Source organism: uncultured Leptotrichia sp. (genome assembly GCF_938036635.1).
In the GTDB taxonomy this organism is placed as follows: Bacteria; Fusobacteriota; Fusobacteriia; order Fusobacteriales; family Leptotrichiaceae; genus Leptotrichia; species Leptotrichia hongkongensis.
Window position 1 is genome coordinate 1 of the sequence record NZ_CALHQO010000129.1, and the last position, 12,338, is coordinate 12,338.

Consider the following 12,338-nt stretch of genomic DNA (forward strand, 5'->3'; position numbering starts at 1 on the left):
AACTATTTTGAAATCTTAAAATTATTTTCAATATTGTTGCAGATTGCAATTTTGTATGGTAAACTTTTGTTAGAAATAATAATTAAAATGCATTCAAATTATGCTTTTATAGCATAAAAATTAAGTAATAAAATTAATATAAAGGAGAAATATAAAATGTCAAATATATTTGAAAAAAAAATAAGAATAAACGAATTGACAAATTTAAGAAAAGAACTTATGCAGCAGGGGAATGTTGTGGAAGAGGTTAAAGTATTAAAGGAATTAGCAGAACTTACACAAGATGTTTTTGGTGAGGAAAGTGATGAAAATATTAAAATTTTGAATGAAGTTGGGGGAACTCTTAAATATGTTGGAGAGTTTGACACGGCAAAAGATGCTTTGCTGAAAGCACAAGGCTTTATTGAGAAAAAGTATGGCAAAGACAGTATTCCGTATGCGACTTGTAGCCTTAACCTAGCTGAAGTTTACAGATTTATGAAAAAGTATGATGACATAGAGAATATTTATCTTAATACCATGAAAATTTACGAAAATAATAATTTACAGAATGACTATGTTTATGCAAGCGTATGTAATAATTTGGCTTTATTTTATCAGGAGCTTGAAAGGTATGAGGAAGCAATTGAATTACAGGAAAAAAGTCTGGAAGTATTGGAAAAAGTTGGAGAAAATCCTATTCAGTATGCAATTACGCTAAGTAACCTTGTACAGCCTTACTTGAAAGTAAAAAATAAAGAAAAAGCAGAAGAATATTTGCAAAAATCACTAGAGCTAATTGAAAAAGAAGTTGGAAAAACTCATAATTTGTATGCAGCAGTCCTTAACAATATGGCAACTTTTTATTTTGCAGAAAATGAATATGAAAAATCATTGGAATTATTTGAGGAAAGTGCTGAAATTTGTGAAAAGACGTTTGGGAAAGAAAGCAATAATTACAAAAATATTTTGGAAAATATTGAAGTTGTGAAGGAAAAAATGATTTAATTTTTTGGAATAAGGAGAAAAAATGGATTCAAATAAAATAAAAGGGCTGGAACTTTCAAAAAGATATTTTGAAGAAGTTTATCTGCCAGTTATAAAAAGTGAATTTCCAGAAGTTTTTGAAAAAATGGCGGCTGGACTTGCGGGGGAAGGTTCGGAGTGTTTTGGATTCGATGATGAGATTTCACAAGATCATGATTTTGGACCATCCTGCTGTATTTGGCTAAGTTCAGAAGATTATAAAAAATATGGACTAAATTTGAAAAAAAGGCTTAATGAATTGCCAAAGGAATTTTTGGGATTTAGAGCATTGAATGTGAGCGAGTTTGGAGATGGACGGCGGGGTGTCCTTAATATGGATGACTGGTATTTCAAATTTTTGGGAAATGTGAAAGCACCTGATAATTTGTATGATTGGCGATTAATTCCAGAAGAATTGCTAGCAACGGCTGTTAATGGAGAGATTTTTATGGATAATTTGGGAAAATTTACAAAAATTAGAAATGATTTGGAAAAATATTTTCCAGAAGATATACGACTCAATAAAATTGCGACAAGATGTATGAAAATGGCACAATCTGGGCAGTATAACTACTTGCGGTGCATGAAAAGAAATGAAATTGTGGCAGCAAGGCTGGCAGAAACCGAATTTATAAATGAGACAATACATATGATTTTTCTATTAAATAAAAAATATAAACTTTTTTACAAATGGATGCCAAGAGCCTTAAAAAACTTGAAAATTTTGGGAGAAAAAACTTATTTTTTAATTGAAGAACTGGTAAAATTGCCAACTGGTGCAGTTAATCGAAAATTTCAAATTATTGAAGAAATAAGTGCCAATGTAATTTTGGAAATGAAAAATCAAGATATTGTTCCAAAACAATTAACAAGCGACTTTTTACAGGATTATGGGCCTTTTGTGCAAAATAAAATTGAAGATGAAAAATTAAGAAACTGGAATCCTGCGATGGATTAAAATAGAAAATTTTTAAGATAATCAACAAAGTTAAAGAATATTGGATTTAAAATAGGAGAATTGAAAATGGAAATAGAAATTAGTAAAAAAGAAAGCTTTATTAGACAAATTTTAAAAAGGGAATGGGAATTTTTTCAAAATGTACATCATACAGAAGGAAGAGCTGATTGTCAGGATAATCCGCAGGAATTTGAAATTATGAGAAGAAGTCAATGGGAAACATTGCCTGATGAAATTCTGGAAAGTTATTTGGAAGACTTGATTTTGGCAAAACATCGTGGTGAAAACATTGTTCAGGACAAATATGCCAGAATGATGAAATATAGTTCTCCAAAAGAATACGAAATTATTAAGGAGTATTTGCCTGAAATTTCACAAGAAAAGGAAGAATTAGTACAAAAAATAGTAGAAATTTATTTGCATTGGGAAGAAGAAATAATACAAAAATATCCAAAAGTTACTTCAAAAGGGCGTCCTTTATACTCAAAATACGACACACCAAACTATACTTCAATTGAAACCTACTTGAAGGGAGAATTATCATCATATTCAGTAAAAACATTGAAATTATATTATGAGTATATTCAGAGCTGTGTTACAAATAATGTAAACTTGGCAGAAAATAATTTAGAAAACATTGTACTGGAAAAAGGATACAGCTCTATTGAGGAAGCAGAAAAAAGTTTGTAAATTTATAAGTTGGAGGGAAGATAAATGGTAAAAGTAAAGGAATTAATAGAACGTGGATTAGAATTATTTTCAAGAAATAGTGTAAGCAGGCTAGAAAAGTTTTTTGAATCAGCAAAACAAGAAAATTTAGATATAAGTTTGATTGATAAAAAATATATGAAATTTAAAAAAACTAAAAAGAAAAAACGATTTACAACAATTTTTAATTATTTTACTTTCGGATTTTCAGCAATAGGAAGAATGGCACATATGGCCTATGATGCCGAAAGAAAGGAAGAATTTAAAAATGACAGAATGAAATTGCAAGAGGAAATAAAAGATGTATTAGCGAATGAAAATATAGATGATAATTCTAGGGAGCTATTACAAATAATGGATTTCTATTTATATGATTAAAACTACGAATCAGGTGTACTGTCAAATCAAGTGAAATAAAAAGTAAAAATTTAATACTGGAAGCAATAAAACAGCTGATAACCAGTATCCCAAAAGGAGTCTTTAAGATTTTCATATCAGACAGAGATAAGTAATTTTTATGCTGGAAAAAAGTAAAGAAGATAAGAATAGACTTCTATTTTGCAGTTCCTTACTATTCATAACAGGCAAGTATATAATGAAAACAGTAACGGTCTTCTGAGAGAGAATTTTACCCAAAGAAGACCGATGTATCAAAAATAGAAACAATTAATATTGCAATTTATGAAATATTATAATCCATGTTCTTCCATTATCAATATAGTGTTATATTCTGCCTCTGCTTCTCGTGAACCTTTATCCATCGCCATTTTATAATATTTTTTAGCATTTTTATAATCTTTTTCATCTCGATAAATTGCTCCCATATTTATCATTGCATCTATTTTTCCTTTTTGAGCAAGTGGTATTAAATATTTTTTAGCTTGTGTAAATTTCCCTTGAACTTTATATAAAATACCTAAATTATATTTTGGGTCATCATTATTACCTAATTCTATTGCTTTTAAAAAATATTTTTCTGCTTCATCGTATTTTTTTTGATAATAACAAGAAATCCCTAAATTATAAGAAACTTCACTTTCTTGGTATTTTGCTTTTAATAATTTCTTATAAAGTTCATCTGCCTTCGGATAATTTCCTTCTTGTCTATAAATTATAGCCAATTGGAATATTGCATCGTTTTGATTTTTCTCAGCCAATTTCTCTAGATATAATTTTTCTTTAACAAAATCTTTTTGTCTATCGTAAAACATCGCTAGATTATACATTGCATCATCATACCCCATATCAGCAGCCATTTTATAATATTTTTCACCTTCCACTATTTTTCCTTGCTCCATATAAAGATAACCTAAATTATACATCGCATGAATATCTTTTTCCTTAGCCAATTCCAAGTATATTTTTTCAGCTTCTCTATAATTTTTATAATCTAAATATGTTTTTGCCAATTTAAACTTTTCTTTAGAATTTGTATTTGAAAAAATGTTAAAAGATAATATCAAGACTAAAAAAATTAATAATAACTTGCTTTTCACTGCATCATCTCCTTATTTCATATATTTTTTATTTTTCTCTGCAACTTCCATTTGTACTGAAATATCCTCTTCCTCATAATTAAAAACTCTTTCAATCCTATACCTTAAAATTTTTAAATATTTTTTTCTGTATTCTTCATTTCGTTGCATTTTGTTGACTTCACATTCCCAAATTGTAATAACACTAACATCCATCTCAAAAAGCTTCTCACGAACCTCAATATCCCTCTCTACATTTCTTCTAAACTTCTTTTCCCAATATTCAGCATGCGTCTTAGGAAAAGTTGCAATTTTACAATTTTCGTGTCTATGCCAAAAACATCCATTTACAAATATCGCAGTATTATATTTCAAAATAAAAATATCAGGCGTTCCTGGAAGCTGCGAATAATTAACCCTGTATCTATATCCCATTTTATAAAGCAATTTACGGATATATATTTCAGGTTTAGTATTTTTAGATTTTATTCTTGCCATGTTCTGACTTCTTGTGAGAGGTTTTTTCTTTTTCATTTTTCATTAAACCCTCAATTCCTCCCTATCTTCAACAATCTCATCCTTATACTTATCCAAAATCGGATTAATCTCATTCTTCACAAAATCCTCAGTCTGCTTCCCAGCAAATCCAGTATAATTAGCAGAAACCAAGATACCTTCCATATCTTCCGCTTTAAGTCCTAGTCTTCCGTCTTTTATAATTCTGTCAATTAGTCTGTTCGGATTTCCATTCAATTTAATTTCCTTTGTTTCTTCCATCGAAAGTTCTCTAATAATTTCATGAACTTCTTGTCTGTCCATTCCTTTTTTTACTGATTCCATAATGATATTTTCAGTCGCCATAAATGGTAATTCCTTTTGAATATTTGCCTCAATTACTTTTGGATAAACAACAACTCCGTCCATAATGTTAAGCCAAATAATCAAAATTGCGTCCACTGCTAAAAATGCCTGTGGAATTGAAAGTCTTTTGCTTGCAGAATCGTCCAATGTTCTTTCAAACCATTGTGTTGCAAAAACTAATGCTCCTGTTTGTGAGCTTGAAATCACATATTTTGCAAGTGATGAAATTCTTTCACTTCTCATCGGATTTCTCTTGTAAGCCATCGCACTTGAACCAATTTGATTTTTTTCAAATGGCTCTTCTAGTTCCTTCAAATGCTGAAGTAATCTAAAATCATTCGTAAATTTGTGAGAAGATTGAGCAATATTCGATAATAAATTCAAGATTTGAGCATCTACTTTTCTATCGTAAGTCTGTCCCGAAACGCCTTGTTTCTTACTAAATCCAGCTTTTTCCGTAACTAGTTCATCCAATTGTTTCACTTTTTCAAAATCTCCTTCAAACAATTCTTTAAAACTAGCCTGTGTACCAGTAGTCCCTTTGACTCCTCTAAATCTCAAGTTTTCAAGTCTAAATTCCAGCTCTTCAAAATCAAGAAGCAAAGAATGAAGCCACAATGTCGCTCTTTTTCCAACCGTTGTAAGCTGTGCTGCCTGAAAATGCGTAAATCCTAAAGTAGGCAAGTCTTTATATTGTAATGCAAAATCTCTCATTTTTTCAATCAAAGTAAGCATTCTTTTTTTAATAACTAAAAGTCCTTCCTTAATTTGAATCAAATCAGTATTGTCTCCAACATACGCACTTGTCGCTCCCAAGTGAATGATTTTTCTTGCATTTTTCGCCTGTTCTCCATAAGTATGAACATGAGCCATCACATCGTGTCTCAATTTTTTCTCAAATTCTGCCGCAACTTCAAAATCTACATCATCCTTAAATTTTTTAAGTTCCTCAATCTGCTCATCTGTAATAAAATCAAGCCCAAGTTCCTTCTCAGCCTCCGCCAAATTTATCCATAACTTTCTCCAAGTTCTAAATTTAAACTCTGGTGAAAAAATATGCAACATTTCCTTACTTGAATATCTTTCCGCCAACGGATTTGAATATATACTCATATTTTCCATTTTCAATTCCTCCTACTTGATTTGATTTATTTTTCCTGTAATTTATACTCTGAATCTAAATTCCAGTTGAATCCAGTACCTAATATATCCCAATCATAATTTTTATTTTTGAGTTTTTATGATAACAATTTTCACAACATGTTATTATTTGAGCTTCGGAAGAATATGATAAAATCTTTAAAAATAAAAATAATATAATCTTATTCACAATTCTCCTTTATATACACAAAATCTTAATTTACAAAACTTTCTAGTAACTAATTATCCCAAATATAAATTGCCCCATCCTTAAAGTAAATCTTTTTCACTTCATCTTTATTTACGCTAAAACTAAAATTAAATGGTTTATACTTAATTCCTTCATTATTTTCATAAAACCCTGTTACAACTATTTCTTCATCACTATTAACAAAATTTTCTATCATTGCAGTGGAAATTGTTTTATTTATAATAATTTTTGGATTTTTTCCATTTACTTGAAAGTCTTTTTCTGTATAAACTTTTTTATTATTTCCAGTTGCCTTAAAATTTTCATATTCCAATTCTATTTTATTTTTATCAGTTTTTGAAACTCTAGTTCCAACTAATTTCAATGTAATCGTATTAAAAGATAAATTTTGAGCAGCACTTTCATTCACAGTTTTATCAATTTTAGACTTTTTACCATTTTGTGCTGGAGCTGAAAATGAAATTGCTCCTACAGCCAACATCAACACTACTAATATTTTTTTCATTACTCATTCCTTTCTTTTTTCAAATAATCTTTTTATATTTTATAGTTCACCAACAACGCTCTCTTCCCTGCTTGCATTATTTCACAACTTCCCCATTCCAATCTTTTATTCCACCAAAATCAATCACGTTTGTATAACCTTTTTCAATCAATTTTAACGCTGCTTCCCTGCTTCGTCTTCCACTTCTGCAATAAACTAAAATTAAAGCATCTTTATTTTTCAATTTTGCTTCTGCTTCATTTTCAATAGTTTCCAATGGAACAGAAATTGCATTCGGAATATGCCCTTCGTTATATTCTTCCAAAGTTCTAACATCTACAACTATAACTTTTTGAGTTTCCATCATCTTTTTAGCTTCATCTGAAGTTATCTTTTTGTATTCTGCTTTTTTTCCAGCTTTCGCTTCTTTTGACATTGTTAAATTCTTTTTTTCGTTTCCTGTTTTACTACAAGAAAATCCAAACACAGAAAATACTCCAATCATTGTCATCAACATTATTTTTCTTATTTTCATTTTATCTCTCCATTTCATTATTCAAATTTTTTATTTTGTAATTTTTCTCAAATTCAATATCTTCTTTTTCTTTTATAAAATTCTTATTCCTATCCAAAAGTCTTTTTCTGAATTCTAAAATCTTATCTTTTGAATTTACTTCATTTCTTAAATAATTTCCTCCAACTTTCAAAAATTACTTCACAAATTCTCCCAAATCATATCTATAAATATTCTGACTTCTTTCAGGTCCTACCGAAATCATCGAGATTTTACATTTCAATTTTTTCTCAATGTATTCAATATATTTTTTACAATTTTCCGGCAAGTCTTCGTAATTTTTTATTTGTGTAATATCTTCTTTCCAGCCATCTAATTCATCGTAAATTATTTTCAAGTCTTTAGATTTTCTCAAGTTTCCAGGATAAGAATGATATACTTTTCCGTCAATTTCATAACCTACTGCCACTTTTATTGTTTCAAATCCTGTCAATACATCCAGTTTTGTCAATACGATGTCTGTCAATCCGTCTATTAACACTGCGTATTTCCCAATTACTAAGTCAAGCCATCCACATCTTCTTGGACGCCCAGTTGTAGCACCAAATTCGTGTCCCACTTTTCGCAAAGTTTCTCCATCTGTATTTTCTAACTCTGTTGGGAAAGGCCCTTCTCCCACTCTTGTTGTATACGCCTTCATAACTCCCAGCACTCTTGAGATTTTTGTTGGAGCGACTCCTGTTCCGACTGTTACTCCACCAGATGTTGGCGATGATGAAGTTACATAAGGATAAGTTCCGTAGTCAATGTCAAGCATTAACGCTTGTGCACCTTCAAAAAGCACTACTTTTCCTTCTTCAATTCCTTCATTGATTTCTACAACAGCATCTATTATTCTAAATTTTATTTTTTTAGCAAGTTTCATAAATTTTTCGTAAAGTTCTTCCAAGTCAAAAGTTCCTTTACCGTATCTAGTCAGCATATCGTTTTTTTCATTCACGTTCCAAGTAAGTTTATCCCTAAATCTTTCAGGATCCAGTAAATCACCAATTCTAATTCCATTTCTTGCAATTTTATCAATGTAGCAAGGTCCAATTCCTCTTTGAGTCGTACCAATTTTGTTTTCACCCATAGCTTCTTCCTTAGCCTTATCAATTTCGATATGGTAAGGCATTATTATGTGTGCTCTTTCATCGATAAATAAATTATCCAGATTTTTCCCTCTTTTTTCGAGTTCATCAATTTCTGTCAATAATACTTCAATATCAACAACAACTCCAGCTCCAATTATACATTTCCCAGCCGAGTTAATAATTCCAGACGGCAGCAAATGCAAAATAAACTTCTCATCGTTTACAACAACCGTATGTCCAGCATTGTTACCACCTTGAAATCTAACTACATAATCCGCTTTTGGAGAGAGCACATCGATAATTTTACCTTTTCCTTCATCTCCCCACTGCGTTCCCACAATTACAAAAGTATTATTTTCCATATTCCATTCCTCCCAAATTTTTAGAATTTTCTTACTTTTTTTGAAACTGAACCATAAAAACTTAAAAATTTACCTTACTAAAATTTTAACTTTTTACTATTCATTTTACTATATTTACTATTTTTTTTCAATTGATTTAAATCTTTTAATAAAATAATTTTCACAAAAAAAATAGAAGTTATCTTATTTGCCACAAATAACTCCTATTAATCGATTTCTATTTTATTTTTAGTAATTTACTTCCCCTCAAAGTAATCAAGCACTTCCATTAAGCTATCAAACTTTTTATAAACCAATTTTTCAATTTCCTCTGTCGGTTTCAACTTATCTGGCACCATAATTGGAAATGTCCCAGCTGCATGAGCCGCTCTTATTCCATTGAACGAATCTTCAAATACTACCGTTTTTTCAGGAGATGCCCCAGCTTTTTTTGCACTTATTAGAAATACTTCCGGATCAGGTTTCCCGTGAATAACATCTTCTGCTGTCACTAAATGAGAAAAATATTTTTTTATGTCTTTTCCTTCTGTTAATGCCTCTGCCAGATGTAAATCCGATGAAGTAGCTAAAATCATCTGTTTATTATTTTTCTTTAAAAATTCAAGCAATTCTAATGCTCCTAATTTTAGAGGAACTTCGCCTTTTAGTCCTTTTTCCAGTATGAAGTTTTTAACTTTTCCCATCATTTCGTCATATGGAAAATCTTGTCCCAAGGCTTCTTTAAACAATATTCTTGCCTTATCATTTGTAACGCCCATTGTTTTTTCCACAATGTCATTTGTTATTGTATATCCCTTTTCTTTAGCAACTTCACGTCCATATTCCACATAAATAGTTTCTGTATCAAACAATAACCCATCCATATCAAACAAAAATAATTCTATTTCATCAAAAAATTTCTTTCCCATAATAAGCCTTTCCTTAATTTTATTTTTCGTTTTCAAGTATTGAAACTGAACGATGTGCAACAGAAGTTATCACTTCATTAAATTGTAATATTCCAACACTTAAAAATATTGCTACAGCTAGATGTTCCCCTTCTCTTGCTAACCCAATTTTCCCACCGACACTAAGACCGTTTATAATTGCTTCAATTTGGCTCATTGCTTCTCGCATTGCACCGATTACCGCACCATCATGAGCATGCACGTCTTGAATTAAATTATTTCTTTTGGCTGCCATTAAGGCACTTTCTATAAATTTAAAACGTGATTGCGGCATTGCACCACCAACATTTACTGCAGCTGTCTTTATGCCAACTTTTTTGTAATCCTGCATCAATTTTTTTTCCTCATCACGTGAAGAAATTGACATTTTCAATGCTATTCTGCATATTTCAACACTTTTATTATTTTCTTCCATTTTTCTATCCTCTATATTTTTTATCTTTCTAAAAGAAGCTCTACAGCCTCTACATACCCATCCTTACCTTTTCCATAAATCTGTGCAATGCAGGCAGGAGCTGTAACCGAAATTTTTCTAAATTCCTCTCTTTCGTAAATATTGCTCAAATGCACCTCCACAGTCGGAATAGATACAGATTTTATCGCATCAAAAATTGCATAGCTGTAATGAGTATAAGCTCCAGGATTTATTACAATCCCGTCAACTTCATTAAAATATGCTGACTGCAAAAAATCTATAATTTTTCCTTCAGAATTTGACTGCAATATCTCGATTTTTACATCTTCATTTTCAAATTTTTCTTTTATGTATTTACAAATGCTGTTATAATCATCATTTCCATAAATTCCCTTTTCTCTAATTCCTAGAAAATTTAGATTAGGTCCATTTATAATTAATATTTTTTTCATTATTATTTTCCCATCCATCTTTTTATAAAATTTTTCCCTTCAATGAAGTAATTATCCTGTCTACAATTACATCTATGCTATCGTCGTTTTTTATAATAATATCAGCATATCGTCTATACAGCTTTATTCTTTCATCATACAGTTTCTGAAGATTATCAGGATTTTGCAAAAGAGGTCTGTTTTTATGATTTTCTTTTGAAATGGCATCTATTGTTCTATCAAGAAATACGACAATCCCAGTTTTTTTTAGAATATCAATATTTTCTTTCTTTTTAACAGCTCCACCGCCTGTTGAAATTATAGTTCCTTCTTTTTCTGATAATTCCTTCAAATATTTAGTTTCAAGTTCTCTAAAATGCTCTTCCCCTTCATTTGAAAAAATATCTGAAATAACTCTATTTTCCTTTTCTTCCAAATATTTATCTGCATCTAGAACAGGGAAATTAATTTTTTTTGACAGCCGGTACCCAATTGTACTTTTTCCACAGGCAGGCATTCCAATCAATACTATATTTTTCATATATTATCTACCTTTTTTCATAGAATTTTTAATTTTTACTTTCCAAAATTATATTTTTTTAAATTGATTTTCCCCTTCCACATATTCATATCCAGCATTTGAAAATCTATCTAAAAGTTCTTTTTTATCAACACCGTAATAATTTACAAGATCATCTAAATCTAAAAATTCATCACGCAACTTCATATTTACAAGACTATAAAGCAGCATTGTATCTTTAGTTTCAAAATTTATCATTCTTTGCTCCCTTTTTTACAAAATTATTTTCACTTTCGACTCATCATTTTCATCAATATTTTCAATTATGACATTTTTACTTGCATCAGCAAATAAACTATAGTATTCGTTTCCACGTTTTTCTAGAAAATCTCCAACTCCAACATTTTCAATTCCAAGGTTTCCTACCACTTCATAAATTTCGTTATAGATTGTTTCTAAAAATCCAATATCAAAAATAGTAAATAATTCAGGCTCGTTGTCAATTCTTGAAAACGCCTTTTGCGGAACAATGAAATACAATGTTGATTCATATCCCATATTTATTCCAAAAATGGAGTATCCACGATGTTCAAGCTCATAATTTATAATCGAATATAAAATATCCACAAGCGATTCATCATACTCAAGTTCTTTAGAACGAATACTTTCCCAATTTACATCAAGACTGTCAGGATCTATACCCTTTTTTTCAAGCAATTCCCTAAATCCGTCAGTATAGCCTTTTGCCATAAATTCATAAAGATAGCAATCTGAATATCTTATCATATATTCATAGTAAAACTCTGAAAAAGTATTTATTTTGTTTTCATTTTCTTTATTATTCAAAAATTCATCCCCAAAATATTTTTTTATAGCTTCGTTAGAATCAAATAAATATTCTCTTCTTGCATTTACATATTTTAAGAAATTATCACTATCTAATACTTCTGCTGCAAAATCATCAAGTTCGTTATAAATTGTTAAATCGATATAATCAGTTTTATCTCTTAAATTCACATATTTTCTACTTTTTAATGTAGGCCTTTCATTTACTTCAAGATTCTCCATTTCGTAAACTTGATTTTGCTCTTCTTTAGCATTTTCTAAATTTTCATTGTTATTTGTATTTTTCTCACTCATTTTGACTCCTTCCGAATTTTTTTACTTATTATTT

17 protein-coding genes are annotated in these 12,338 nt (G+C 29.9%); 4 read left to right on the forward strand and 13 right to left on the reverse strand.

Annotated elements, in window-relative coordinates; genetic code table 11:
• Positions 1–156 precede the first annotated feature (156 nt).
• The 4 genes from Q0370_RS02385 to Q0370_RS02400 all read left to right on the forward strand — a co-directional run bounded on the left by Q0370_RS02385 (position 157) and on the right by Q0370_RS02400 (position 3,049).
• On the forward strand, positions 157–987 hold the full coding sequence (locus tag Q0370_RS02385) for a tetratricopeptide repeat protein (RefSeq protein ID WP_299571614.1): 831 nt from the start codon (positions 157–159) through the stop codon (positions 985–987).
• 22 nt (positions 988–1,009) lie between these two features.
• Positions 1,010–1,963, forward strand: a complete 954-nt coding sequence (locus Q0370_RS02390) for a DUF4037 domain-containing protein (RefSeq protein WP_299571616.1) — start codon at positions 1,010–1,012, stop codon at positions 1,961–1,963.
• Between the two features lie 66 nt (positions 1,964–2,029).
• Positions 2,030–2,653, forward strand: a complete 624-nt coding sequence (locus tag Q0370_RS02395) for a DUF4125 family protein (protein WP_299571618.1) — start codon at positions 2,030–2,032, stop codon at positions 2,651–2,653.
• Between the two features lie 24 nt (positions 2,654–2,677).
• The gene (locus tag Q0370_RS02400; protein ID WP_299571620.1) at positions 2,678–3,049 is read left to right on the forward strand and encodes a hypothetical protein; all 372 of its coding nucleotides are present in this window, start codon (positions 2,678–2,680) and stop codon (positions 3,047–3,049) included.
• A 311-nt stretch (positions 3,050–3,360) separates the two neighbouring features.
• On the opposite strand, the gene Q0370_RS02405 is transcribed toward Q0370_RS02400, so the two are convergent.
• From Q0370_RS02405 to Q0370_RS02465, 13 genes are all read right to left on the reverse strand, one after another.
• On the reverse strand, positions 3,361–4,167 hold the full coding sequence (locus tag Q0370_RS02405) for a tetratricopeptide repeat protein (RefSeq protein ID WP_299571623.1): 807 nt from the start codon (positions 4,165–4,167) through the stop codon (positions 3,361–3,363).
• A gap of 12 nt (positions 4,168–4,179) precedes the next feature.
• Positions 4,180–4,680, reverse strand: coding sequence for a very short patch repair endonuclease (locus Q0370_RS02410; protein ID WP_299571626.1), 501 nt, complete (start codon positions 4,678–4,680; stop codon positions 4,180–4,182).
• A gap of 6 nt (positions 4,681–4,686) precedes the next feature.
• Positions 4,687–6,129 (reverse strand): adenylosuccinate lyase, encoded by a 1,443-nt coding sequence (gene purB / locus Q0370_RS02415; RefSeq protein WP_299571628.1) that lies wholly within the window; start codon positions 6,127–6,129, stop codon positions 4,687–4,689.
• Positions 6,130–6,386: 257 nt separating this feature from the next.
• Positions 6,387–6,863: a hypothetical protein gene (locus Q0370_RS02420; RefSeq protein WP_299571631.1), complete on the reverse strand. Its 477-nt coding sequence runs from the start codon at positions 6,861–6,863 to the stop codon at positions 6,387–6,389.
• 76 nt (positions 6,864–6,939) lie between these two features.
• Complete coding sequence (locus tag Q0370_RS02425; protein ID WP_299571633.1) at positions 6,940–7,377, reverse strand: rhodanese-like domain-containing protein; 438 nt, start codon at positions 7,375–7,377, stop codon at positions 6,940–6,942.
• Between the two features lies 1 nt (position 7,378).
• Entirely contained in the window at positions 7,379–7,549 is a 171-nt protein-coding gene (locus Q0370_RS02430; RefSeq protein WP_299571635.1) for a hypothetical protein, read from the reverse strand.
• A 3-nt stretch (positions 7,550–7,552) separates the two neighbouring features.
• Positions 7,553–8,851, reverse strand: coding sequence for an adenylosuccinate synthase (locus tag Q0370_RS02435; protein WP_299571637.1), 1,299 nt, complete (start codon positions 8,849–8,851; stop codon positions 7,553–7,555).
• A 236-nt stretch (positions 8,852–9,087) separates the two neighbouring features.
• Positions 9,088–9,759, reverse strand: coding sequence for an HAD family phosphatase (locus Q0370_RS02440; protein WP_299571639.1), 672 nt, complete (start codon positions 9,757–9,759; stop codon positions 9,088–9,090).
• 19 nt (positions 9,760–9,778) lie between these two features.
• Positions 9,779–10,213 carry a HutP family protein gene (locus Q0370_RS02445; RefSeq protein ID WP_006804726.1) on the reverse strand — a complete coding sequence of 145 codons (435 nt, stop codon included), beginning with the start codon at positions 10,211–10,213 and terminating at the stop codon, positions 9,779–9,781.
• Between the two features lie 20 nt (positions 10,214–10,233).
• The gene (gene aroQ / locus Q0370_RS02450; RefSeq protein WP_299571646.1) at positions 10,234–10,665 is read right to left on the reverse strand and encodes a type II 3-dehydroquinate dehydratase; all 432 of its coding nucleotides are present in this window, start codon (positions 10,663–10,665) and stop codon (positions 10,234–10,236) included.
• Between the two features lie 22 nt (positions 10,666–10,687).
• Positions 10,688–11,185, reverse strand: coding sequence for a shikimate kinase (locus Q0370_RS02455; protein WP_299571648.1), 498 nt, complete (start codon positions 11,183–11,185; stop codon positions 10,688–10,690).
• Positions 11,186–11,233: 48 nt separating this feature from the next.
• Positions 11,234–11,422, reverse strand: coding sequence for a DUF4250 domain-containing protein (locus Q0370_RS02460; RefSeq protein WP_299571651.1), 189 nt, complete (start codon positions 11,420–11,422; stop codon positions 11,234–11,236).
• Positions 11,423–11,437: 15 nt separating this feature from the next.
• Complete coding sequence (locus Q0370_RS02465) at positions 11,438–12,304, reverse strand: hypothetical protein (protein ID WP_299571654.1); 867 nt, start codon at positions 12,302–12,304, stop codon at positions 11,438–11,440.
• Positions 12,305–12,338: the final 34 nt, after the last annotated feature.